The organism is Pseudonocardia sp. 73-21, assembly GCF_001899645.1.
Classification (GTDB): Bacteria; Actinomycetota; Actinomycetes; order Mycobacteriales; family Pseudonocardiaceae; genus Pseudonocardia.
Window position 1 is genome coordinate 61591 of record NZ_MKVV01000071.1, and the last position, 22098, is coordinate 83688.

General features: G+C 72.4%; 26 protein-coding genes. 9 read left to right on the top strand and 17 right to left on the bottom strand.

Annotated elements, in window-relative coordinates:
• The first annotated feature begins 55 nt into the window (after window positions 1–55).
• Together BGP03_RS22760 and BGP03_RS22765 are read left to right on the top strand one after the other, a co-directional pair.
• Window positions 56–1114, top strand: a complete 1059-nt coding sequence (locus tag BGP03_RS22760; protein WP_298796977.1) for an FAD-dependent oxidoreductase — start codon at window positions 56–58, stop codon at window positions 1112–1114.
• Window positions 1071–1742 carry a hypothetical protein gene (locus BGP03_RS22765; RefSeq protein WP_296374770.1) on the top strand — a complete coding sequence of 224 codons (672 nt, stop codon included), beginning with the start codon at window positions 1071–1073 and terminating at the stop codon, window positions 1740–1742. Before BGP03_RS22760 ends, BGP03_RS22765 begins: the two co-directional genes overlap by 44 nt.
• Here the strand turns inward: BGP03_RS22765 and BGP03_RS22770 are convergent.
• From BGP03_RS22770 to BGP03_RS22785, 4 genes are read right to left on the bottom strand one after another with little or no spacing between them, the layout of a single operon-like run.
• Window positions 1677–2183, bottom strand: a complete 507-nt coding sequence (locus BGP03_RS22770) for a DUF2127 domain-containing protein (RefSeq protein WP_296374767.1) — start codon at window positions 2181–2183, stop codon at window positions 1677–1679. The two genes, BGP03_RS22765 and BGP03_RS22770, sit on opposite strands and share 66 nt — an antisense overlap.
• The gene (locus BGP03_RS22775; protein WP_296374765.1) at window positions 2180–3376 is read right to left on the bottom strand and encodes a YncE family protein; all 1197 of its coding nucleotides are present in this window, start codon (window positions 3374–3376) and stop codon (window positions 2180–2182) included. The genes BGP03_RS22770 and BGP03_RS22775 overlap by 4 nt, the downstream gene beginning before the upstream one ends.
• Window positions 3373–4137, bottom strand: coding sequence for a polysaccharide deacetylase family protein (locus tag BGP03_RS22780; protein WP_298796974.1), 765 nt, complete (start codon window positions 4135–4137; stop codon window positions 3373–3375). Before BGP03_RS22780 ends, BGP03_RS22775 begins: the two co-directional genes overlap by 4 nt.
• 40 nt (window positions 4138–4177) lie before the next feature.
• A complete protein-coding gene (locus BGP03_RS22785; RefSeq protein WP_298796973.1) occupies window positions 4178–5704 on the bottom strand; it encodes an AMP-binding protein in 1527 nt (508 codons plus the stop codon).
• Between the two features lie 181 nt (window positions 5705–5885).
• On the opposite strand from BGP03_RS22785, the gene BGP03_RS22790 reads away from it, so the two are divergent.
• Together BGP03_RS22790 and BGP03_RS22795 are read left to right on the top strand one after the other, a co-directional pair.
• The gene (locus BGP03_RS22790) at window positions 5886–6473 is read left to right on the top strand and encodes a Uma2 family endonuclease (RefSeq protein ID WP_298796971.1); all 588 of its coding nucleotides are present in this window, start codon (window positions 5886–5888) and stop codon (window positions 6471–6473) included.
• A gap of 64 nt (window positions 6474–6537) precedes the next feature.
• Complete coding sequence (locus BGP03_RS22795; protein ID WP_298796969.1) at window positions 6538–7989, top strand: NAD(P)/FAD-dependent oxidoreductase; 1452 nt, start codon at window positions 6538–6540, stop codon at window positions 7987–7989.
• Between the two features lie 79 nt (window positions 7990–8068).
• Here BGP03_RS22795 and gndA read toward each other — a convergent pair whose 3' ends face one another.
• On the bottom strand, window positions 8069–9517 hold the full coding sequence (gene gndA / locus BGP03_RS22800; protein ID WP_298796967.1) for an NADP-dependent phosphogluconate dehydrogenase: 1449 nt from the start codon (window positions 9515–9517) through the stop codon (window positions 8069–8071).
• A gap of 193 nt (window positions 9518–9710) precedes the next feature.
• On the opposite strand from gndA, the gene BGP03_RS22805 reads away from it, so the two are divergent.
• On the top strand, window positions 9711–10517 hold the full coding sequence (locus BGP03_RS22805) for a polysaccharide deacetylase family protein (protein WP_298796965.1): 807 nt from the start codon (window positions 9711–9713) through the stop codon (window positions 10515–10517).
• A gap of 11 nt (window positions 10518–10528) precedes the next feature.
• On the opposite strand, the gene BGP03_RS22810 is transcribed toward BGP03_RS22805, so the two are convergent.
• The gene (locus BGP03_RS22810; RefSeq protein ID WP_296374751.1) at window positions 10529–11395 is read right to left on the bottom strand and encodes an LLM class F420-dependent oxidoreductase; all 867 of its coding nucleotides are present in this window, start codon (window positions 11393–11395) and stop codon (window positions 10529–10531) included.
• A 110-nt stretch (window positions 11396–11505) separates the two neighbouring features.
• Between BGP03_RS22810 and BGP03_RS22815 the strand changes: the two genes are divergently transcribed.
• On the top strand, window positions 11506–12255 hold the full coding sequence (locus BGP03_RS22815) for a histidine phosphatase family protein (protein WP_298796964.1): 750 nt from the start codon (window positions 11506–11508) through the stop codon (window positions 12253–12255).
• A gap of 33 nt (window positions 12256–12288) precedes the next feature.
• Here BGP03_RS22815 and ygiD read toward each other — a convergent pair whose 3' ends face one another.
• Genes ygiD through BGP03_RS22840 form a run of 5 tightly spaced genes read right to left on the bottom strand, consistent with a single transcriptional unit; the run spans window position 12289 to window position 15506 of the window.
• Window positions 12289–13143 (bottom strand): 4,5-DOPA dioxygenase extradiol, encoded by an 855-nt coding sequence (ygiD, locus tag BGP03_RS22820; RefSeq protein ID WP_298796962.1) that lies wholly within the window; start codon window positions 13141–13143, stop codon window positions 12289–12291.
• Window positions 13144–13153: 10 nt separating this feature from the next.
• Complete coding sequence (locus BGP03_RS22825) at window positions 13154–13321, bottom strand: hypothetical protein (RefSeq protein WP_296374746.1); 168 nt, start codon at window positions 13319–13321, stop codon at window positions 13154–13156.
• Window positions 13322–13364: 43 nt separating this feature from the next.
• On the bottom strand, window positions 13365–14162 hold the full coding sequence (locus BGP03_RS22830; RefSeq protein ID WP_296374744.1) for an SCO1664 family protein: 798 nt from the start codon (window positions 14160–14162) through the stop codon (window positions 13365–13367).
• Between the two features lie 7 nt (window positions 14163–14169).
• Complete coding sequence (locus BGP03_RS22835) at window positions 14170–14739, bottom strand: DUF3090 domain-containing protein (RefSeq protein WP_296374742.1); 570 nt, start codon at window positions 14737–14739, stop codon at window positions 14170–14172.
• Window positions 14740–14789: 50 nt separating this feature from the next.
• Complete coding sequence (locus tag BGP03_RS22840) at window positions 14790–15506, bottom strand: histidine phosphatase family protein (protein ID WP_298796959.1); 717 nt, start codon at window positions 15504–15506, stop codon at window positions 14790–14792.
• Window positions 15507–15569: 63 nt separating this feature from the next.
• Here BGP03_RS22840 and BGP03_RS22845 point away from each other — a divergent pair, with 63 nt between their 5' ends.
• Entirely contained in the window at window positions 15570–15701 is a 132-nt protein-coding gene (locus tag BGP03_RS22845; RefSeq protein WP_298796957.1) for a hypothetical protein, read from the top strand.
• Between the two features lie 22 nt (window positions 15702–15723).
• Here the strand turns inward: BGP03_RS22845 and BGP03_RS22850 are convergent, their stop codons facing one another.
• Entirely contained in the window at window positions 15724–16545 is an 822-nt protein-coding gene (locus BGP03_RS22850; RefSeq protein WP_296374737.1) for an undecaprenyl-diphosphate phosphatase, read from the bottom strand.
• A gap of 43 nt (window positions 16546–16588) precedes the next feature.
• Here BGP03_RS22850 and BGP03_RS22855 point away from each other — a divergent pair, with 43 nt between their 5' ends.
• Both BGP03_RS22855 and BGP03_RS22860 read left to right on the top strand, forming a co-directional pair.
• Window positions 16589–17542: an aldo/keto reductase gene (locus BGP03_RS22855; protein WP_296374735.1), complete on the top strand. Its 954-nt coding sequence runs from the start codon at window positions 16589–16591 to the stop codon at window positions 17540–17542.
• A gap of 85 nt (window positions 17543–17627) precedes the next feature.
• The gene (locus tag BGP03_RS22860; protein ID WP_296374733.1) at window positions 17628–17888 is read left to right on the top strand and encodes a DUF5703 family protein; all 261 of its coding nucleotides are present in this window, start codon (window positions 17628–17630) and stop codon (window positions 17886–17888) included.
• 272 nt (window positions 17889–18160) lie between these two features.
• Here the strand turns inward: BGP03_RS22860 and BGP03_RS22865 are convergent, their stop codons facing one another.
• Genes BGP03_RS22865 through BGP03_RS22885 form a run of 5 tightly spaced genes read right to left on the bottom strand, consistent with a single transcriptional unit; the run spans window position 18161 to window position 22024 of the window.
• Window positions 18161–18625: a GNAT family N-acetyltransferase gene (locus BGP03_RS22865; protein ID WP_298796954.1), complete on the bottom strand. Its 465-nt coding sequence runs from the start codon at window positions 18623–18625 to the stop codon at window positions 18161–18163.
• Window positions 18622–19602, bottom strand: a complete 981-nt coding sequence (locus tag BGP03_RS22870; protein ID WP_296374729.1) for an NADPH:quinone oxidoreductase family protein — start codon at window positions 19600–19602, stop codon at window positions 18622–18624. The genes BGP03_RS22865 and BGP03_RS22870 overlap by 4 nt, the downstream gene beginning before the upstream one ends.
• Window positions 19602–20372: an SDR family oxidoreductase gene (locus BGP03_RS22875; protein WP_296374727.1), complete on the bottom strand. Its 771-nt coding sequence runs from the start codon at window positions 20370–20372 to the stop codon at window positions 19602–19604. Before BGP03_RS22875 ends, BGP03_RS22870 begins: the two co-directional genes overlap by 1 nt.
• Window positions 20373–20389: 17 nt before the next feature.
• Window positions 20390–20683 carry a hypothetical protein gene (locus BGP03_RS22880; protein ID WP_296374725.1) on the bottom strand — a complete coding sequence of 98 codons (294 nt, stop codon included), beginning with the start codon at window positions 20681–20683 and terminating at the stop codon, window positions 20390–20392.
• Window positions 20684–20707: 24 nt separating this feature from the next.
• Window positions 20708–22024, bottom strand: a complete 1317-nt coding sequence (locus BGP03_RS22885; RefSeq protein WP_296374723.1) for a M20/M25/M40 family metallo-hydrolase — start codon at window positions 22022–22024, stop codon at window positions 20708–20710.
• Window positions 22025–22098: the final 74 nt, after the last annotated feature.

Genomic DNA, 22098 nt, shown 5'->3' on the forward strand with positions numbered 1-22098 from the left:
TGATCACCGCCATTACGGGTGGAAGGTGCGGCGGGGCGAGGGTGTTGACGCCGGTGTGGAGGCGGACGTCGTCGTGATCGGGGCCGGGCAGGCCGGGCTCTCGGCCGCCTACGGCCTGCGCCGGGCCGGGGTGGACTTCGTCGTGCTCGACGGCGAGGACGGGCCCGGTGGGGCGTGGCGGCACCGCTGGCCGACGCTGCGGATGGCCACCGTCCACGGCCTCCACGATCTCCCGGGGCTCACCCGCCCGGAGTCCGACCCGGCGCGCCCGGCGTCGGAGGTGGTTCCGGCCTACTTCGCCGGCTACGAGCGCGAGTTCGACCTCCCGGTGCTGCGGCCCGTCCGCGTCACCGCGGTGCGGGACGATGCTCCCGAACTGCTCGTCGACACCGACCGCGGCACCTGGCGCACCCGCGCCCTGATCAACGCCACGGGTACCTGGACCCGCCCGTTCCGCCCGCTGTACCCGGGCCGGAACACCTTCCGGGGCCGCCAGCTGCACACCGTCGAGTACCGCGGGCCCGACGAGTTCGCCGGGCTGCGGGTGGTGGTGGTCGGCGGGGGCACGTCGGCGGTGCAGGCGCTGCTGGAGATCGCGCCGGTGGCCGCGTCCACGACCTGGGTGACGCGCCGCCCGCCCGTGTTCCACGACGCGTTCGACGCCCGGACCGGCCGCGCCGCCGTCGCCCGCGTGGACGAGCGGGTGCGGGCCGGGCTTCCGCCGCAGAGCGTGGTGTCGGTGACCGGCCTGCCCGCCACCGCTGCGGCCCTGCCCCGCCGTCCGATGTTCGAGCGCATCGAGCCCGACGGCGTGGTGTGGGCAGACGGCAGCCGCGAGCCCGCCGACGTCATCCTGTGGGCCACCGGCTGGCGCGCCGAACTCGGCCACCTCGCGCCACTTCACCTGCGTGGGCCGGGCGGCGGCATCGCCATGGACGGCACCCGCGTGGCGGCCGACCCGCGGGTGCACCTCGTGGGCTACGGCCCCAGCGCCAGCACGATCGGGGCCAATCGCGCCGGACGGGCGGCCGCCCACGAGGTGGTGGTCCTCCTCGGCCTAGATTCTCGCCGTGACCATCCCGAAGCCCGCGTGGCGGCGACCGACGCGGGGTGAACACCGCTGGCCCGCCGTGCTCGCCGTCGTCGCGGCGATCGTGCTGCAGCTGCTCCTGCCCGACCAGATGTCGTTCGGCAGCCGCTGGATCCTGCCCGGCCTGGAGGCGCTGATCCTGCTGATCCTGCTGGCCGCGAACCCGTTCCGGATCGACCGCGAGTCGACGGTGCTGCGGGTGCTGGGCATCGGGCTCGCGATCGCGCTGACCGTGGCCACCGCGTTGTCGACCTTCAACCTCGTGACGGGGATCGTCGGCGGCCAGTTCGGCAAGGACGCACAGCCCCTGCTCGCCACCGGCGGCTCCATCTGGCTCACGAACGTCATCGCGTTCGCGTTCCTGTTCTGGGAGTTCGACCGCGGCGGCCCGGCCGCCCGGGCCGCCGGACGCCGGGAGCACCCCGACTTCCTCTTCCCGCAGATGCAGCTGCCGGACATGGCCGACGAGGCGTGGGAGCCGCGCTTCGTCGACTACCTCTACGTCGCGTTCACCAACGCCACCGCGTTCAGCCCCACCGACACGATGCCGCTCACGCGGTGGGCCAAGCTCGGGATGGCGCTGCAGTCACTGGTCGCGCTGGTGACCGTCGGGCTGGTGGTCGCCCGCGCCGTCAACGTGCTCGGTTCGTAGGGACCGGTACTCGCGGATGATCAGCACGATGATCGCGACGTCCAGTGCGGCGAGGAACGGCAGCAGCACCGAGCCCGTCTGCGTGGCGCGGTAGATCTCATAGACCACGAACGCGCCGAGCACCACCACGGCCACCGGGAACGCCGGGCGGATCTTCCGCAGCATGGCCACGACGAGCGCCAGCTTCACGATGCCGTGCAGGCCCAGGTAGATCACCGCGAACGTCCGGTTGCCCGACGCGAACTCGGCGGTGCCCGAGACGAAGTGCTTCGCCAGCGAGCCGTCGGGCGGGCCGAGCAGGTCCCGGGAGAGCACGTCGTTGATCAGCGTCTGGACCGCGCCGGTGGGGATGATCAGCAGGACGATCGCGCCGACCAGCTCGATGGCCCCGTCGATGCCCTTGAGCAGCAGGGCGATCCGGAAGAGCGTCTCCTGCTTCATCGTGTGATGCCCGTGTGCCCGAGGGAGTAGCGACCCGGTTGCGGCCACACACAGAGCCCGTGCGGGCCGTCGCCCACGTCGATCTTCCTGATCAGGTGCCCGTCGGCCGTCGACAGGACGTAGACGGCGCGGCTGTAGCGGCCCGACAGCCACAGCTGGGAACCGTCGGCGGTCACGTTGCCCATGTCGGGGCTCGCGCCGCCGGGGATGGCCCACTTCGTCAGCACGGCCCCGGTGTAGGAGTCGAGCACGCTGACGCTGCTGTCGAGGCGGTTGGTGACGTAGAGCTTCGTGGCGTCGCGGGAGAGGTAGAGCCCGTGCGCGCCCTTGCCCGTCGGGATCTCGCGCAGCACCTTCGTGGCGGCGCCGTCGAGCACCCAGACGCCGCCCTCCTCGCTGTCGGCGATGTAGAACACGGAACCGTCGGGGGCGAGCTTGATGTCCTGCGGGCCCATCCGGTGGTGGCGGACGGGCATGTCGATCGTGCGCACGAGCTTGTGGTTCACCAGGTCCACCACGGCGACGCGGCCGTCGAACTCGCAGGTGAAGACGGCGATGCGACCTCCTGGCATGAAGTCGGAGTGGTCGATGCCGGCACACTGCGGCGTGGCGAGGGTCTGCTGCACCTTCCACGTGTGCGGGTCGTAGAACACGAGCTCGCGGCGCTCCTCGGCCACCGAGATCGCTGATTTCCCGTCGGAGGTGAAGTACATGTTGTACGGGTCGATCACCGGGATGTTGGCACCCGGCTTCCCCGTCCTCGGGTCGAACGGCGTGATCTTGTTGGTGGTGTCGTCGCTCGCGTACAGCGTGGTCATGTCGTAGGACGGGATGACGTGCTGCAGCTCGCCGCCGAGCCGGTACTTCCCGACCACCGCGAACGTCGTCGGATCGATCACCCACACGTCGCCCGACTTGGTGTGCGGCACGTAGACCAGCGGGAGGGCCGCCTTCGCGGTGTCCGAGAGCATGTTCGGCCCGGCGTCCGCGTAGACGTTGTGCGGGTCGGCCACCGGGGGCATCCCCGGGAGCTGGTCACCGATCGGCGGAGCGGCGACGGGTACCGGGCCGGCGGTGACCGGGACGCCGGCGACACCGGGGTCCGGCGAGGCCGAGCACCCCGCGAGCAGGGCCAGGGCTGCGCCGAGCAGCACGGCACGGCGGATGGTGAACGGCACGGTGGTCCCTCTCACGCGAACAGGGCGCCGGCGGTCACCGGCTTGAGGCCGCGGGCGGCCAGGTCGTCGAGCAGGCCGGGGAGCGCGTCGAGCGTGCCCGGGTGCCCGAGGTGCATGCTCACGACGTCGCCGGCGACGGCCTTGCGGACGTTGCGGCGGATCGCGGCGGCGCCGGGGTCGGTGAAGTCGCGCGAGTCGACGTCGTAGGACAGGACGTGCTCGTAGCCCGCGGCGCCGGCGAGGCGCAGCACCTCCTTCGTCGCGTGCTGGGCGGCGGACGGCCGGAAGAAGTCACCCGGTGAGCCCGTCAACGCGGCGAGCCGGTCGCGGCAGCGCTCGATCTCCGCGCGGACGCCGGCCTCGTCGAGCGTGCTGAGGTCGGGGTGCGACCAGGTGTGGTTGCCCAGCTCGTGCCCGTGGTCGGTGACCACCTTGACCGCGTCCGGGGACTGCTGCAGCCAGGTGCCGATCGCCAGCACCGTGACGGCCGCGCCGCGGTCGGCGAACCCGGTGAGGATCTTCGTGGCGAGGGCGATGTCGCCGGCGCCGTGGAAGGTCAGCGCCACCTCCGGGCGGCCGCTGGTGGCGGTGACGAGCTCGGTGGCCGTACCGGTGAACGGCGCGGTCGTCCTGGGTGCGGCAGCAGCGGTGGTCGCGGACGCCGCGGCCGTCGCGGCGGGGGCGCTCGGTGCGGTCGCGGCCGGCGCCGCGCAGGCTCCGGCCGCGACCACCGGGACGGCCGCGAGGAACGCCCGGCGGGACAGATGGGTGGTCACGGTCGCGGACAGTAGCCGCCCCCGAGACCTGGGAAACCCTTTACCCGGGAACGCCCCGGTCAGAGACGTGCTCGTCGCGCAGCACCCGTTTGAGCAGCTTTCCCGACTCGGTGCGCGGCAGCGCGTCGCGCACGTCCCAGCTGCGCGGGCGCTTGTACCCGGCGAGGTGCTCGGCGACGTGCACGTCGAGCGCGCCGAGATCGAGCTCCCGGCCCTCGCGCGGCACGACGGCGGCGTGCACGGTCTGGCCCCACTCCTCGGACGGCAGCCCGAACACGGCGGCGTCGAGCACGTCGGGGTGGGCGTGCAGCACCGCCTCGACCTCGGCGGGGTAGACGTTCATGCCGCCGGTGATCACCAGGTCGCCGCCGCGGTCGCGGATGTGCAGGTAGCCGTCGGCGTCGAGGTGGGCGACGTCGCCCACGGACTTCCAGTCGTCGTCGCCGAGCGTCTCGCGGCCGTGGTAGCCGGCGAACGTCGTGGACGAGCGGACCTGCAGCTCGCCCGGCTCCCCCGCGGGCAGCACCTCGCCGTCGGGCCCGACCACCCGCAGCTCGACGGTGGGGATCGCCCGCCCGCACGACCCCGGCCGGGCGAGCTGCTCCTCCGGGGGCAGCACGGCGTCGACCCCCAGCTCGGTGGAGCCGTAGACCTCGAACAGGAACCCGTCGCCCAGCTTCGCGACGATCTCCTGTTTCAGCGCGTACGGCACCGGCGCGGCGTTGGCCACCAGCGAGCGCATCGACGACAGGTCGGCGCGGGCGAGCACCTCGGGCGGCAGCGCGCCGATCCGCTTGAGCGGCGTGGGCGCGGTGAAGGTGTTGGTGACGCGGTAGGTGCGCACGAGGTCGAGCCAGCGCTCGGCGTCGAAGCTGCGCATCAGCACCACCGTGCCGCCGAGCACGTGCGTGAGCGAGGCCCAGGCCAGCGGGCCGGAGTGGTACATCGGGCCGGTGGTCAGGTGCACCTCCTCCCCCGCGCGCAGTCGCAGCGTGCTCACGAGCGCCGCGGTCTGCTCGGGGTCGGTGCGGGTGCGCAGCGCGCCCTTCGGCTTCCCCGTCGTGCCGGAGGTGTAGATCATCTGGCCGCCGCCCTCGACGGGTGGGAGCGGCTCCGCGGATCCGCAGGCGAGGACGTCGTCCCAGGCCAGGGCGCCATCGAACGGCTCGCCGCGGAACACCACCACGTCACGCACGGCCGTGAGCTCGGCCCGGATGGTGGCCAGGCGGGCGGCCGGGTCGGCGTCGACGAGCACCACCACCGCTCCGCTGTCGGTGATGACGTGGCGCATCTCGTCGGGGGTGAAGCGGTAGGCCAGCGGCACCGCGACGAGCCCGAGCTTGCGGGCCGCGTGCAGCACGACCAGCACCTCGAGGCTGTTGGGCCCGCACCAGACGATGCGGTCGCCCGGCCCGAGGCCGAGGTTCCGCAGACCGTGGGCGAGGCGGTTGGCCCGCTCCTCCAGCCCGGCGTAGGTGACGTCGGATCCCTCCGGGTCGATCACCGCGACCTTGTCCGGGATCGCGGCGGCGTGGGCGGTCAGCGAATCGAGCACATCCTCGGGCACGTCCTCCACTCTCGCCGACGGAGCCCGCCGCCGCGAGAGCCCGTCCGAGCATGATCACGACGAACCGCACGAAAACGCCTCGGTGCGGCGGAACTGTGCGGCGGGCGCCGATCATGAGCCGGTCGGACGGGCCTGTGGACAACTCCCGCTGCACGTCGGCCCTCCGTGCCACACTTTCCCCATGACGGCACTCCCCGTGCAGCTGGCCCCGCAGCCACAGCCCATGACGGCAGCCGAGTACGCCGCGACGCCGGAGACCCCCGATCACCGGTTCGAGCTGCAGGAGGGAGCCGTCGTCATGCCCGCCAGAGCGGTGCCCGCCCACCAGGACGCACTCGCGGAGCTCTCCGTCCAGGTACGGGTTCAGACCCCGCCACACCTCAAGGTGCTGCTCGAGATCGATCTCGACCTGCACCTCGTCCCTCCGACCCAGCCTGGCACCGTACGAGTTCCCGATCTCGTCGTGGTCACCCGCGAGGCCTTCGCGCGGGTGGGGCGCCAGGGCGGGCTGCTGCGCGCCGACGACGCTGTCCTCGCCGTCGAGCTGCACTCCACCAGCACGAAGCGCACCGACACGGTCGTCAAGCACTCCGAGTACGCCGACTCCGGCATCGGCCACTACTGGATGATCGACCTGCTCGACGGGCCGAGCCTCACCGCGTGCCACCACGGCGGCCCGTTCGGCTACGTCGACGCCGAGCCGGTCCGCGGCACCTTCACCGCCGACGCCCCGTTCCCCGTTCGGCTGGATCTCGACCAGCTCGGCTGAGCGGGCCACGGCTGGCCCCCGTGTCGCCTGTCCGGGCACGCCCGCCCACATCTAGGGTCGCCCCGTGACCAGCGAGGGGAACATCGTCATCGTCGGGGCCGGGTTCGGCGGGATCGCCGCCGCCATCGAGCTGCAGGCCCACGGCTTCACCGACATCACGATCCTCGACGCGGCCCCCGAGATCGGGGGCACCTGGTTCCACAACACCTACCCCGGCGCGGCCTGCGACGTGCCGAGCCACGGCTACTCGTTCTCGTTCGCGCAGCGGAAGGACTGGTCGCGGCTGTGTTCCCCGCAGCCGGAGATCCTCGCCTACCTGCAGGGGGTGGCGCGCGAGTACGGCGTGGACCGGCTCGTGCAGCCGGACACCGAGGTCACCTCCTGCGTGTTCGACGACGCCACGAGGCGCTGGACGGTGACCGCCGCCGACGGCCGCACGTTCGACGCGTCCGCGATCGTGATGGCCACCGGGCAGCTCAACCGGCCCGCCACCCCGCGGATCGAGGGCGCGGAGACGTTCACCGGCCACACCTTCCACTCCGCTCGCTGGGACCACGACCACGACCTGCGCGGGAAGCGCGTCGCCGTGGTCGGCACGGGCGCGAGCGCCGTGCAGTTCGTGCCCGCCATCGCGCCGGACGTCGCGCACATGACGGTGTTCCAGCGCACCGGCAACTGGTTCATGCCGCGCCGCAACCGTCCCTACCCCGCGCCGATCCGGGCGGCGATCCGCCGCGTCCCGGGGCTGCAGGCCTACCGGCGCGGTTTCCTCACCCAGTACCTGGAGCTGCTCACCGCGGCGATCCGCAACCCCGACCGGCTCGGCCGCGTGGTGCGCGTGCTGTCCACGGCGTTCATGCGCAGCCAGCTGCGTGATGCGGACATCCGGCGCAAGGTCTGGCCGGACTACACGTTCGGCTGCAAGCGGGTGCTGTTCAGCTCCACCTACCTGCCGGCGCTGCAACGACCGAACGTCGACGTGGTCACCGCACCCATCGCCCGGATCACCCCCACCGGCATCGAGGACGGCGAGGGCGCCCACCACGAGGTCGACACGATCATCTGGGCCACCGGTTTCGCCACCACCGGCTTCATGTTCCCGATGGCGATCACCGGCACGGGCGGCCAGGCGCTCACCGACGTCTGGGCGAAGGGCCCGCACGCCCACCTCGGCATGACCGTGCCCGGCTTCCCGTCGCTGTTCGTGATGTACGGGCCCAACACCAACACCTCGGGCGGGTCGATCATCTTCTACCTGGAGCGCCAGGCCGCCTACCTGCGCCAGGCGCTGGCCGCGGTCCGCGAGCGCGGGGCCACGACCATCGACGTCCGACCGGAGGTGGAACAGGCCGGCGACACCGCGCTCCAGGCCCGCTTCGCCGGCACGGCCTGGACCCGCTGCGACTCCTGGTACCGCGACGAGAGCGGCCGCATCGTCACGAACTGGCCCGGTTACATGCGCGACTACGCGGCGGCCACGGAGCAGCTGGACGAGTCCGAGTACACCTTCACCTAAGACCCGGTTGGCAGGCGATTTTGCGTCGTTGCGCGGCCCATTTCGCGCGCGAGGGCACCACATCGCCTGCAGACTCGGATCAGGCGTCGGTGCGGACCTCCGTGCCGTCCTGGCCCCAGCGGGTGTGGAAGCTGCCTTCCGCGTCCGTGCGCAGGTAGGTGTGGGCGCCGAAGAAGTCGCGCAGGCCCTGGATCAGGTTCGCCGGGCCCCGCTCGCGGCGGTAGCCGTCGTAGTAGCTCAGCGAGCTGGAGAACGCCGGGATGGCCACGCCCTGCTGGGTGGCCGTCACGATCACCCGTCGCCACGCGTCCTGCGCGTTCGCGACGGCCTCGGTGAAGTAGGGCACCATCAGCAGGTTCTCGAGGTCGCCGTGCTCGGCGTAGGCGTCGCGGATGCGGTTGAGGAACTGCGCCCGGATGATGCAGCCGCCGCGCCAGATGGTGGCCATGGCGCCGAGGTCGAGGTCCCAGTCGTTGGCCTTGGACGCCGCGCGCATCTGCGCGAAGCCCTGCGCGTACGCCACGACCTTGCTCGCGTAGAGCGCCTGGCGGATGTCGTCGACGAGGCTGTCGGGGTTCTCCCCCTCGCCCGGCTTCGGGCCCGCGAGCGTGGTGGACGCGGCCTTGCGCTCGTCGCGCAGCGCCGAGAGACCGCGGGCGAACACGGCCTCGGTGATGCCGGTGAGCGGGATGCCGAGCCCGAGCGCGTCGAGGGCGGTCCAGGTGCCGGTGCCCTTCTGCTCGGCCCGGTCGACGATCACGTCCACCAGCGGGCCGTCGGTCTTCTCGTCCTTCTTCGCCAGCACCTTGGCCGTGATCTCGATGAGGAACGACTCCAGGTCGCCGGAGTTCCACTCCTCGAAGATCGCCGCGATGGCCGGGGCGTCGAGCCCGGCGACGTGGGTGAGCAGGTCGTAGGCCTCGGCGATGAGCTGGATGTCGGCGTACTCGATGCCGTTGTGCACCATCTTGACGTAGTGCCCGGCCCCGCCCGGCCCGACGTGCACGCAGCACGGCGTGCCGTCGACGACGGCGGCGATGCTGGTGAGGATCTCCTCCACCTCGGCGTACGCGGACTCGTCGCCGCCGGGCATGATGCTCGGCCCCTTCAGCGCGCCCTCCTCGCCGCCGGAGACGCCGATGCCCATGAAGCGGATGCCGTTGGCGGCGCACTCTTCGGTGCGGCGCACGGTGTCGGGGAAGTGCGAGTTGCCGGCGTCGATGATGATGTCGCCCTCGTCGAGCAGCGGCGTGAGGTCGGCGACGACGCCGTCCACGGGCTTGCCCGCCTTAACCATCACGATGATCCGGCGCGGCTTCTCCAGCGCGGCGACGAACTCCTCCAGCGACTCGGAGCCGGTGAACGCCCCCTCGTGGCCGAACTCCTCCATGAACTCCCTGGTCTTGGCCGTGGTGCGGTTGTGCACGGCGATCGGCACGCCGCGCGAGGCGATGTTGCGGGCCAGGTTGGCGCCCATCACCGCCAGCCCGGTGACCCCGATGCGGCTCTTCCCGGCGGTGTCACTCATGGTCGGTTCTCCTCAGGTCGCTGGTACTGGGCTCGACGCTACCCATCTCTCCCGAACTCGCGTACCCGCACGCGGGCCACCCGGACGACGCGATCATCACACCGGCCGATCCGCGCGTACCGGACGACAGGCCCGATCCGGTGAAACCGCCGATGGCCTGCGACGGGCCGACGCGACGGCTAGCGTCGGCCGTATGCACCGCGGGTGTGCCGGGCCCTCCCGGCGGCAGTTCCTGGGCCTGCTCGGCGTCGGGGCGGCCGCCGTGCTGACGGGGTGCGCCGCACCGGCCGCGGAGACACCCGCTCCGGCCGTTCCGCCACCGCCACCGCCGCTGCCGCCCGTGCCCGCCGCGGCGCCGGGGGCGTCGAAGGTGATCTTCAGCGGTCCGACGACCGGTGGCCGCATCGTCCTCACCGTCGACGACGGCACGTGCGCCGACTGCGTGGCGGGCTACGCCGACTTCGCCGTGCGCACCGGCACCCACCTGACGTTCAGCCCGAACGGCACCTACGCCCGCGAGTGGCAGCCGCACGCCGCGGCGCTGCGCCCGCTGGTGGCCGCCGGGCAGGTGCAGGTCATGAACCACACGTTCTCCCACAAGGACCTGCGCAAGCTCCCCGAAGCGAAGATCCGCGAGGAGCTGGAACGCAACGACGAGTGGGTCGTGTCGACGTTCGGCACCACCACGCGGCCCTACCACCGCCCGCCGTTCGGGTTCCACGACGCGACCATCGACGGGGTCGCGGACGGGCTCGGCTACACCCGCGCCGTGCTGTGGAACGGCTCGTACTCCGACTCCGAGACCGTCACCCCGCAGTTCCTCATGAGCGAGGCCGCGAAGTACCTGAAGTCGGGCGTGATCATGCTCGGCCACGCGAACCACCCCACCGTGCTGGGGCTGTTCGACCAGATCCTGGCGCTGATCCACGACCGGCAGCTGACGCCGGTGACCCTCGACGAGATGTTCGGCACCAGCCGCGCGGTCGGGGCCGCCGTCTAGGCGAGCGTCGCCTAGAAGTCCGCTGCGGCCGCGATGATCTCCCTGCCCACGAGCTCCAGACGTCCGGGCTCCCACGGCCGGTTCACCCCGCCCTGCACCGACTGGATCCCCAGCTCGCCCCACTCCTTCAGCCTCGCCAGCACGGCGTCGATGTTCTCGCCGTTCTCACCCGGGTCGATCGGGCCCATGACGGTCTTCTCGATCTCGGCGTAGTCGCGGCCGACGGCCTCGCAGTGGCCGCGCAGCACGTCGAGCTTGTGCGCCACGTCCGGGCCGCCGAACAGGTTGCAGGCCTGCGCGTACTGCGCCACCAGCCGCAGGGTCTTCTTCTCCCCGCCGCCCCCGATGAGGATCGGCGGCGTGCGCAGCGGCTGCGGCACGTTGAGGGTGCGGGCCAGCCGGTAGTGCGTGCCCTCATAGGGCTCCTCGGACCCGCCCCACATCTGGAGGCAGATCTGCAGCGTCTCCTCCAGCCGCTCGAACCGCTCGGCCGTCGGCGGGAAGAACAGGCCCAGCCCCTCGGCCTCCTCGCCGTTCCAGGCCGCCCCGATGCCGAGCATCGCGCGGCCCTTCGACAGGACGTCGAGGGTGGAGACGAGCTTGGCCAGCAGCCCGGGCTCCCGGTAGGACACGGCGGTGACCCAGGCCAGCAGCTCGACCGTCGACGTGCGCGCGGCGATGTAGCCCAGCGTCGTGTACGCCTCGAGCATGTCGGTCTCGATCGGGCCGACGGGGGCGATCTGCCAGACGTGGTCCATGACGCTGACGCGCGAGAAGCCCGCCTCCTCGGCGGCCACCACCACCCGCGTCAGGTCGTCGGCGAGCCCGGCGGGCCCGCTCGGGTAGGTGAAGTTCGCGACGTGCAGACCGATCTCCAACAGGGTCTCCTCGTGGACGGGTGCGGATCTCCGACGCTAGTCCCGCCCGCGTTCGCCTGCCCGGCACAAGCAGTACCAGGCTGGGCCGAGCTCCCCGTAGCGTGACGGTCATGGCTGAGTACGAGGTCGTCCTGCTGCGCCACGGCGAGACCGTCGGCTACGACGGCGACCTGGGGTTGACCGAGCGCGGCGAGCAGCAGGCCCGCGACCGCGGCGCCGCGCTGGCCGCCGAGATCAAGCCGGGCACCACCGTCCACATGCCGCACGCGCGCACCGCCCGGGCGATCGCCACGGCCGTGACCGTGCGGGCCGCGCTCGCGGAGAACCTCGCCGACGGCGTGGACCTCGGGCCGCTCTACCCCGAGCCGTGGTTCGACAACCTGCGCTACTCGTTGCACGGCGAGGGCGTCGACACCTCCGACGCGATCACCGAACGGCTCACCCTGGACGGCGACCTGCCCGACTGGGCCCGCGAGTACGACCGCTTCGACAGCGACTACCGCTCGGTCGCGGCGGCCGGCGGCCCGATCGAGTACTGGCTGCACAACCCGACGCTGTACTTCGAGCCCCCGCACGTGGCCGCGCACCGGTTCTGGCGCGGGATCGCCGAGGAGCGCGACGACGACGTGGAGAACCTGGTGGTCGTCGTGGCCACGCACTCGGCGCCGATGCGGGCGTTCCTGGCCACCACGCTCGGCACCGACCCCGGCGAGCCGCACAACCTGGAGGACATCCGGGTGCGCGTGCGCGACGACGGCAGCACGGCCGTCACGTTCCGCGGGGAGACCACGGCGATGACCGTGCCCCCGCACCTGCCGCCGTGGATCGACCGGGCCTGGTTCGAGTCGTTCGGCCGCTGATCCACAGCCACGCGGCGGGCCCGCGGGCGACGGTCAGATGTTGGTGTTCTCCGGCGCGATCCCGGACGGCACCGAGCCGGCCGCGCCCGTGCCGTCCAGCGGAGCGTCCCCCGGCAGGCCCAGCGTGTACGCGGTCATCGACAGCGAGCCGTACGCGAAGCCGTCCACCAGCACGTCGGCCCCGTGGCCGGCCGCGGCGCCCAGTCCGGCCAGGTAGAGCAGCGGGATGAAGTGGTCGGGGGTGGGCACGGCGGCGTCGAAGTCGCCCGAGCCCTGCACGGACGGCAGCGCGTCGGGCGTGCCGGTCATGACGTCGCGGGCGGCCTCGTCGAACCGCTCCGCCCAGTCGAAACCGGACTCGGCGCGGCGGGGATCCATGCCGCCGAGGTTGTGCACCACGTTGCCGCTGCCCACCACCATCACGCCGCTCTCGCGCAGCGGGGCGAGCTTCGCGCCGAGCTCCAGGTGGTAGTCGAACGGCTTCACGGCGTTGATCGCGAGCTGCACGACGGGGATGTCGGCGTCGGGGAACATGTGGGTGAGTACCGACCAGGTGCCGTGGTCGATCCCCCAGCTGTCGACGTCCTGTCCCACCCACGTCGGCTTGGCGATCTCCGCGACCTCGGCGGCCACCTCTGGCGCGCCCGGCGCGGGGTACTCCAGCGCGAACAGGTCGTCGGGGAAGCCGTAGAAGTCGTGGATCGTGCGGGGCCGGCGCATGGCGGTGACCGCGGTGGCGTTGATGTACCAGTGCGCGGAGACCACCAGCACGGCGCGCGGCCGGGGCAGCCGCCGCCCCAGCGCGGCCCAGGAGTCGGTGTAGCGGTTGTGCTCCAGGGCGTTCATCGGGCTGCCGTGCCCGATGAACGCCGCCGGCATGGTTGTCATGAACCCGACCCTAGGACGCGAAGCGCAGGACGGCGACGACCAGGGAGAGCACGCCGAGCACCAGCGGCGGGATGAACGCCTCCTCGCGCCGGACGTGCACCACCACGGCGCCGGCCATCACGAGCGCGCGACCGACGGCGGCGAGGACGATCCACAGGATCCAGACCACGATGTTCATGGTCGTGCGGTGGTCACCCCAACGTGACCCAGCGGCACGCGGGCTAGAAGGCCGGCCAGGGGATCGCCGGGCCGTAGCCCGACGGTTCCGGATAGCGCGGGTCGTCCAGCAGCGCCGCGACCCGCGCCACCAGCGTGCGCGTCTCGCGGCGGGTGATGTGCTCGCCCAGCACGTCGAGGAACGTGCCGTCGAGCTCGGTGCGCAGCTTCTCCAGCGCCTCGACGACGTCGGCGGGCAGCGGCTGGCCGACCCAGCCCCACAGCACCGTGCGCAGCTTGTCCTCGACGTGCATCGTCAGGCCGTGGTCGACGCCGTAGAGGTGGCCGTCGGTGCCGGCGAGCACGTGCCCGCCCTTGCGGTCGGCGTTGTTGACCACCACGTCGAACGCGGCCATCCGCTTGAGCGCGGGCGTGTCGGCGTGGGCGAGCACCGCGGGCTCACCGCGGTCGCCGCGTGCCCGCAGCACGCCCAGCCAGCCGGCGGGCACCTTCTTCGGCGCGCACACGTCCACGAGCTCGCGCTCGTCGTCGGTGTCGACCCAGACCTGCATCATCCCGGGCCCGAACGGCCCGTCCTGACGGAGGATCGTCTGCGGGACGACGTCGAAGCCCGCGGCCTCGGAGACCAGGAACGCGGCCACCTCGCGGCCCGCCAGCGTGCCGTCGGGGAAGTCCCAGAGCGGGCGCTCGCCGCGCACCGGCTTGTAGACGCACTGCACCTCGACCCCGTCGAGACCCACCGTGCCGAAGAGGGTGGCGTTGGACGCGTCGACCAGGCGTCCGGTGATGTCGATGCGGCCGCGCCGCAGCAGGTCCGGCACCGCCGGATCACGAGGGTCCACGAAGGGTTCAGTCCTCCGCGACCGGTGACCTCTGGTGGTACCCGTTGAGCCGGATGCAGACGTGGCCCTCGGGGTCGAGCGGTTCGGCGCAGAGCGGGCACGGGGCGCGGCCGGCGGAGACGACCTTCTCGGCGCGGTCGGCGAACGCGCGGGCCTGCTCCGGGGAGAGGAACACGCGCAGCGCGTCGGGGCCTTCCTCGGTGTCGTCGAGCACCACCGACTCGTCGATCTCCTCCTCGGTGACGGCGAGCAGCTCGACCACGATGGACTTGGAGTCGGAGTCCCAGCCCAGGCCCATGGTGCCGACGCGGAACTCCTCGTCGAGCGGCACGGACAGGGGGTCGAGGTCGGTGCTGGGCGCCGACTCGGTGACCCCCTCGCCGAAGCGGCGCGACACCTCGGTGAGCAGCGCGGCGATGCGCTCGGCGAGCACCGAGACCTGCTGCTTCTCCAGCAGGACGCTGATGGTGCGGGCCTCTTCGATCGCCTGGAGGTAGAACGAGCGGTCGCCGGGCTCGCCGACGGTCCCGGCGACGAAGCGCTCGGGCTGGCGGAAGACATGAATGACGCGTGACATGGCTCTTCCAGAGTAGGCCACCGCCGGGCGCAGGGCACGCCCGTAGGCGTTCAGGCGCCGGTGTCCCCGCCCACCACGGCGTCGGAACTGCGCGCCTTCTGTGCCGACGGGGCCTTGCGGCGGCGCTTCGGCTTGGCCGGGATGAGTCCCGAGAGGTCGCCGCCGACGTCGTTGACGCGGTTCACGAACGGGCGGGTCTCGGTGTAGTGGACGACGCTGATGGAGCAGGTGTCGACCATGATCCGCTGGAAGTTGTCGAGGTGCGACGCCAGGGCGTCGGCCAGCACGGCCTTGATGACGTCACCGTGGCTGCACGCCACCCACAACGCCTGCGGCCCGTGCTCGGCGGCGATCCGCTTGTCGTGCCTGCGGATCGCGGCGACCGCCCGGGCCTGCATGCCGGCCAGCCCCTCCCCCTCGGGGAAGACCGCGGCCGAGGGGTGGGCCTGCACGACCTTCCACAGCGGTTCCTTGGCGAGGTTCTTGAGCGCACCGCCCGTCCAGCTGCCGTAGTCGACCTCGGCCAGGTCGTCCTCGGTGACGGGCGTGAGCCCGCGGTCCTTGGCCAGCGGCGCGACGGTCTGCTCGCAGCGCAGCATCGGCGAGCAGACGATCTCCGCGATCGGCACGCCGGTGAGCCGCTCGACGACCTTGTCGGCCTGTTCGCGGCCCTTCTCGTCCAGCTCGACGCCGGGGGTGCGGCCGGCGAGCACGCCGGCGACGTTGGCCGAGGAGCGGCCGTGGCGGAGCAGGATCAGGGTGGTCACGATCACCGAGCCTACGTGCGTGCGGTCAGACCGGCGATCACGATGTCGACGTAGCGCTCCCGCGTGGCCTCTCGAGCACCCGTACGAGCGCTGGCAGTCCTCCTCCAGAGCAACCTGGCCAACCTGCTGTTCCCCGCTGAGCTGCAACGGCGGCTCGCGGCGGCCGGAGCGTCGACGATCGCGGTGACCCGCTGACGCCCCCACTGCGGTTCAGCCGTCACGTCGCCGAGATCCAGCCGGCGCCGAGGGCCACGAACAACGCGATCCCCAGGGCCATGCGGTACCAGACGAACAGATAGACGCTGTGCCGCGCGACGAAGCGCAACAGCCAGGCGATCACCGCGTAGCCGACGACCCCGGCGATCAGGGTGGCCACGGCCATCTGGATGCCGCTGGGACCGTCGCCCGCGCCGATGTCGGGAAGGGTGAAGATCCCCGCCGCGACGACGGCGGGGATCGCCAGCAGGAACGAGTAGCGCACGGCCGCGGTACGCGTCAGGCCCAGGAAGAGGCCTGCGGTGATCGTGCCGCCCGAGCGCGACACCCCGGGGATCAGGGCCATGGCCTGCGCGAACCCCAGCAGGATGCCGTCGCGGGGCCGCATGTCGTTGATCTCCGTGCGCTGCCTGCCGAAGCGCTCGGCGAGCCCGAGCAGGATGCCGAACACGACCATCGTGGTGGCGATCAGCCAGAGGTTGCGGGCCACCGTCTCGATCTGGTGCTTGAACAGCACGCCGAGGATGCCGATCGGGATCGTGCCGATGATCACCAACCAGGCGATCTTGTAGTCCGCGGTGATGCGCACCATCGGCGTGCGGAAGCCGCGGAACCACACGGCGACGAGGTGCCCCAGGTCCCTCGCGAAGTAGATGATCACCGCGGCCTCGGTGCCGAGCTGGCTGACCGCCGTGAACGCCGCTCCCGGGTCGTTGTCGAAGAACACTCCGGAGACGATCCGCAGGTGGGCCGACGACGAGATCGGGAGGAACTCGGTCAGACCCTGCACAACACCCAGAACCAGAACTTCCAGCCAACTCACGCCGGGGACAGTATCGGCAGGCCCTCCCCATAGGCTCTGCGGCGTGCAGCGGCGGCGGGTGGGATCCAGCGGGCTCGAGGTGTCGCGCATCGGGCTCGGCACGATGACCTGGGGTGCCGGCGAGGGGGACACCGACGTCGACGGCGCCACCGCCCAGCTCACCGCGTTCGTCGACGCCGGGGGCACGCTCGTCGAGACCTCCGACGGCTACGGCGACGGCGCCGCGCAGCAGGTGCTGGGCGAGGTGATGGCCGCCAGCGTGCCCCGCGAGTACCTGGTGATCGCCGGCCGCGGGGGTCTGCCCGGCGGCCCGCTCGGCGACGGTGCGGCCCGCGGTGCGCTGCTCGCCGGCCTCGACGCCACGCTCAAGCGGCTGGGCGCCGACCACATCGACCTCTGGCAGCTCCCCCCGTTCGACGCCTCGGTGCCGCTGGAGGAGACGCTCTCCGCGGTGCAGGTGGCCGTGATGTCGGGCCGCGCGCGCTACGCCGGCCTGGTCGCGCCGCGGGGCTGGCAGCTGGCCACGGTCGCCGAGCGCGGCCGGGCGCTGGGCAGCATCACCGTCCCCGTGTCGGCGCAGGTGGAGTACTCCCTGCTCTCCCGCGACGCCGACGCCGAGCTGCTGCCGGCCGCCCGGCACCACGGTGTCGGACTGCTGGCCTGGGCCCCGCTGGGTCGCGGCGTCCTCACCGGCAAGTACGCCGAGGGCACGCCCTCCGACTCCCGCGCCGCCTCCGCCGCGCTCGCCCCGTACGTGGAGGCGCGACGCAACGAACGGTCGGCGCGCATCGTGCAGTCGGTGCTCACCGCGGCCGACGGGCTCGGCACCTCGCCGCTGGCCGTCGCGCTGTCGTGGGTGCGTGACCGGCCCGGGGTCGCCGCGGCCGTCGTCGGGGCGCGGGACGCCGCACAGCTGCAGGCGTCGATGTCGACGGAGTCGGTGACGCTGCCCGCGGAGATCCGCGCCGCACTCGACGACGTCAGCGTGCCCGGCTGAACCGGTTCACACCGCGACTCGGACCTGGCACCGTCCGCGAGCCGCGCCTAGGCTGGGCGATCAACCGAATGCGAGGAGGTGGCCGGTGGCACGAGATACCGGCACGGTCGAGGGAGACGGCGAGGGGAATCATCACCCCGGAGGCTGGACCGAGGGCGACTGGGAGTACCGCCCCCTCCAGCTCCCCGGTGACGTGTCCCGCCTGACGGCCGCGGTGCGTCTGGCCATCCAGGCCGAGTTCGGCGGCTGGGAGCTCTCCCGGGTGCGGCTCTACCCGGGCGGCGTCCGCAAGGTGTGGCTGCGACGCAAGCGCAGCAAACACATGCTCCCGGAGCTCTCCTTCTGATCTCCCCCGCGCGAGGGATCCGCCGGCGGCGGCGATCACCCACGGCGGAGCCATGCGCCGTCGGATCCCGGTTGCCACGTTCCTGGCCGCACTCGGCTACGCCGGGATGAAGGCCGCCCTCGCCGCGCGCGGGAAGCTGGGCCTCCCGGCGTTCCCCCCCGCGGCCCGGGATCGACCCGTGGTCGGCGCAGCTGGGCAACGCCGCCGTGCTGGAGGTCTCAGGGGGCGGCGGTATCGGCAGGTCGTGCGCGGATATCAGTGCGGGAACACTGTTATCCGCGCACGGGGGTTTTCTCGAGGTGCACCAGGCTCAGGGTGCCGGTGACCGCGACGACGTGGGTGTCGACGTAGCCCGCACCCCGGTAGAGCCGCAGGTTCCCCGCCGACCGGTGGCCGGTGAACAGCACGAACCGCTCGACCCGCCCGGCCTCGCGCGCCTCCACGGCCGCCAGCAGGGCTGATCCGATGCCGCGCCCCCGCATGTCGGGCGCCACCACCAGGCGCGCGACCGTGCACACGTCACCGTCCACGACCCCCCGGACCGCGCCGACCACCCGGCTCCCGTCCCGCGCCACCAGGGCCTGACCTGCGACGATGGCCGCGCGCACGTCGTCGAGCGTGTCGTTCAGCGGCACGATGTGCGGGTCGTCGTAGAGCTGGGCCTCGGTGACGTACGCCGCGTGCTGGACGGTCAGGATCTCGCCCGCGTCCCGGGGCGAGGCCGGGCCGATGATCACGGCACGAGCACGACCTTGCCCGTGGTGCCCCGCGACGCGAGGCGGCGCAGGGCCTCCGGGGCCTCCCGCAGGGGCATCTCCACCCCGACCAGCGGATCGATCGTGCGCGCCGCCCACATCTCGTCCAACCGCTGCTGCCAGTGCGGAATGAGCTCGGGTTTCATCGTCCGGTAGTAGCCCCAGTGCACGCCCACGACCTCGTAGTTCTTGACGAGCACGTGGTTGGTGGGGGCGTCGGCGAAGCGGCCGGAGACGAACCCGATCACCAGGATCCGCCCCTCGAACGCGACGACCTTGCGCGAGGCGTCGAAGATGTCGCCCCCGACCGGGTCGTAGATCACGTCGGCGCCCCGCTTGCCGGTGATCTCCTTGACGCGGGCGATGAGGTCCTCCGACGAGTAGTCGATCACCTCGTCGGCGCCCAGGGCCTTGACGACCGCGCACTTCTCCGGCCCGCCCGCCGTGCCGATGACGTGCGCGCCCATGGCCTTGCCGATCTGCACCGCTGCGCTGCCGACCCCACCGGCCGCGGCGTGCACGAGCAGCGTCTCGCCGGGCTGGAGCCGCCCGCGGTGCTCGAGTGCGCAGATCCCGGTCTGGTAGGTGACGAACATCCCCGCGGCCTGGGCCGGCGTCATGCCGTCGGGCCAGGGCAGCGTCGACGCCGCGTCGAGGACGGCCAGCTCGGCGTACCCGCCGCGGCCGGGCGGGGGCGTGCCGAGCACCCGGTCGCCCACCTTCGCGGCGGCGCCCTCCCCCGCGGCCACGACCTCGCCGGCGATCTCCATCCCCGGCGTGAACGGCAACGGCGGCTTCTCCTGGTACTTCCCCTGGCAGACCAGGATGTCCGGGAAGTTGCACGCCACCGCGGCCACCCGCACGAGCACCTGGCCGGGGCCGGGCTCCGGGTCGGGCATCTCGGTCCAGGTCAGGACGTCGGCGGGCTCCCCCAGCTCGCGGACCTGCCAGCCCCACATCAGTGCGCCTCCCAGCTCACCGAGGGCGGCGGCGTGCTGCCCTTCGGCCCGGGCACCCCGCGGAACCCGTAGGGCGCAGGCTCCCGGCCGGGCTGCACGAACCAGCACTCCCCCGGCTCCGCGCGGTCGAGGATGCCCTCGACGGCGTCGGCGACGTCCTCCGCGGTGAGCAGCGGGAACCCGTCGAACTGGCTCTTGGCGTGGGCGATCAGCGGGGTGTCGGCGAAGCCCGGGCACACGGCGTTGACCGTGATGTTCTCCGCGGCCAGCGTCGGTGCGGCCGAGCGGACGTAGCCCACGACGGCGTGCTTCGAGAGTGTGTAGAGCGCGTCACCCGGCATGCCCGTCAGCCCGGCCAGCGACGACGTCGCGATGATGTGGCCGCCACCGGCCCGGCGCAGCGCGGGCACGGCCGCGGTGAGCCCGAACACGACGTGGTCCACGTTGACGCCCATGATCCGGCGGTAGCCGTCGAGGTCGAGGTCCTCGATGCCCGACTGGCCCGCCGTGATCCCGGCGTTGAGGAACACGACGTCGAGGCGGCCGAACCGCTCCTCCGCCGCGGCGACCGCGCCCGTCACGGCGTCGAGGTCGGTGACGTCGGCCGCGATGGCGAACCCACCGACCTCGGCGGCCACCTTCTCCGCCCCGGCCTCGTCCCGGTCGACGACGGCGACCTGCGCCCCCGCGGCGGCGAGCCGCCGCACCGCGGCTGCTCCGATTCCTGACGCACCGCCCGTGACCAGGGCGGCCTTCCCTGACAGGTCCACGACCAACTCCTCTGTCTTCAGCCTCGGGCGAGACGTCTGCGATTCGCCATCACGCGGCGGTGGACGGGTTCCAGCACGGCGCCGACGGTGGGCCGGCGGGACGAGGCCACGATCCCCGCGACCTCCACAACGGTCTCGATCTTCTCCCGGACCATCAGGCCGTACTCACGGCGGTCACGGGCACTCGGCGGCCACCCGCCGCGGGCCATCCGGGCCGCGCGGTAGGCCACGACCTGCGGCGCGGCCCACGCGATCCCGGCCACCTGGACGCAGGGGCCGAGCCATCCGGACGAACGTCGTCTCCTGGTCACGCCCCACCGTAACCACCGGCGGTGTCAGCTGCTGCGCAGGAACGTGTCCAGCACCCGCGTGCCGAACTGCAGCGCGTCGACGGGCACCCGTTCGTCGATGCCGTGGAACAGCGACGCGAAGTCGAGGTCCGGCGGCAGCCGCAGCGGCGCGAACCCGAAGCAGCGCATGCCCAGCTCCGCGAACGCCTTGGCGTCGGTGCCGGCCGAGAGCAGGTAGGGCACGGTGACGGCGGTGGGGTCCTCCGTGCGCAGCGCCGCCGCCATGGCCTCCACCAGCGGCCCGTCGAACGTGGTCTCCACGGGCGGCAGGTCGGTGATCCAGGACCGGGTGACGTCCGGGCCGAGCAGCTCGTCGACCTCGGCGAGGAAGGCCTCCTGCCGCCCGGGCAGCACCCGGCAGTCGATCGTGGCCTCGGCCGAGGAGGGGATGACGTTGGCCTTGTAGCCGGCCGACAGCATCGTCGGATTGGCCGAGTCGCGCACGCACGCGCCCACCAGCCGGGCGAGCGGGCCGAGCTTCGCGAGCGAGCCCTCGATGTCGTCCTCGGGGAACTCCAGGCCCGTCAGCTCCGTCATGTGCTCCATGAACGCCCGGACCGTGTCGGTGATCGTGAGCGGGAAGCGGTGGTTGCCCAGCCGCGCCACCGCCTCGGCCAGGTGCGTCACGGCGTTGTCGTCGTGGATGAACGAGCCGTGGCCCGGCTTGCCGCGGGCGTGCAGCCGCATCCACGCGATGCCCTTCTCGGCCGTCTCGATGAAGTAGGCGCGGCGGTCCTCGGCCAGGGTCATGGAGAACCCGCCCACCTCCCCGACGGCCTCGGTGCAGCCCTCGAACAGGTCCGGCCGGTTCTTCACGAGCCAGTGCGCGCCGTACTTGCCGCCCGCCTCCTCGTCGGCCAGGAAGGCGAAGACGATGTCACGGGGCGGCACGGTCCCGTCGCGCTTGTACTGCCGCGCGACGGCGATGGTCATCGCGACCATGTCCTTCATGTCGACGGCCCCGCGCCCCCACACGTAGCCGTCCTGCACGGCGCCGGAGAAGGGGTGCACCGACCACTCGCTCGCGTCGGCGGGCACCACGTCGAGGTGGCCGTGCACGAGCAGCGCGTCCCGCGTGGGGTCGGCGCCCGTGAGCCGGCAGAACACGTTGTCGCGCCGGGCCGCTCCCGACTCGATCATCTCGATCTCGAACCCGACCTCCGACAGCTTGGCCGCGACGTACTCCGCGGCCTCCCGTTCACCGGTGACGGTGTCGGGGTCGCCGGTGTTGGTGGTGTCGATCCGGATGAGCTCGGAGGCCAGCTCGACGACCTCGTCCTGCGCTGTGATGGAGCTGGTCATGCGGATCTTCCTACCATCGTGGGTCCCGTCGCGGGCGCCCGGAGGCGTCGGCTATCCTTCCCCCCGGCGCTCGA

Excerpts from the sequence above, each read along its gene's own strand:
- BGP03_RS22770 (WP_296374767.1), bottom strand. The coding sequence starts at position 2,183 with ATGAAGCAGGAGACGCTCTTCCGGATCGCCCTGCTGCTCAAGGGCATC.
- BGP03_RS22790 (WP_298796971.1), top strand. The coding sequence starts at position 5,886 with ATGACGGCACTCCCCGTGCAGCTGGCCCCGCAGCCACAGCCCATGACG.
- gndA (WP_298796967.1), bottom strand. The coding sequence starts at position 9,517 with ATGAGTGACACCGCCGGGAAGAGCCGCATCGGGGTCACCGGGCTGGCG.
- BGP03_RS22805 (WP_298796965.1), top strand. The coding sequence starts at position 9,711 with ATGCACCGCGGGTGTGCCGGGCCCTCCCGGCGGCAGTTCCTGGGCCTG.
- BGP03_RS22815 (WP_298796964.1), top strand. The coding sequence starts at position 11,506 with ATGGCTGAGTACGAGGTCGTCCTGCTGCGCCACGGCGAGACCGTCGGC.
- ygiD (WP_298796962.1), bottom strand. The coding sequence starts at position 13,143 with ATGACAACCATGCCGGCGGCGTTCATCGGGCACGGCAGCCCGATGAAC.
- BGP03_RS22825 (WP_296374746.1), bottom strand. The coding sequence starts at position 13,321 with ATGAACATCGTGGTCTGGATCCTGTGGATCGTCCTCGCCGCCGTCGGT.
- BGP03_RS22835 (WP_296374742.1), bottom strand. The coding sequence starts at position 14,739 with ATGTCACGCGTCATTCATGTCTTCCGCCAGCCCGAGCGCTTCGTCGCC.
- BGP03_RS22870 (WP_296374729.1), bottom strand. The coding sequence starts at position 19,602 with ATGTGGGGCTGGCAGGTCCGCGAGCTGGGGGAGCCCGCCGACGTCCTG.
- BGP03_RS22885 (WP_296374723.1), bottom strand. The coding sequence starts at position 22,024 with ATGACCAGCTCCATCACAGCGCAGGACGAGGTCGTCGAGCTGGCCTCC.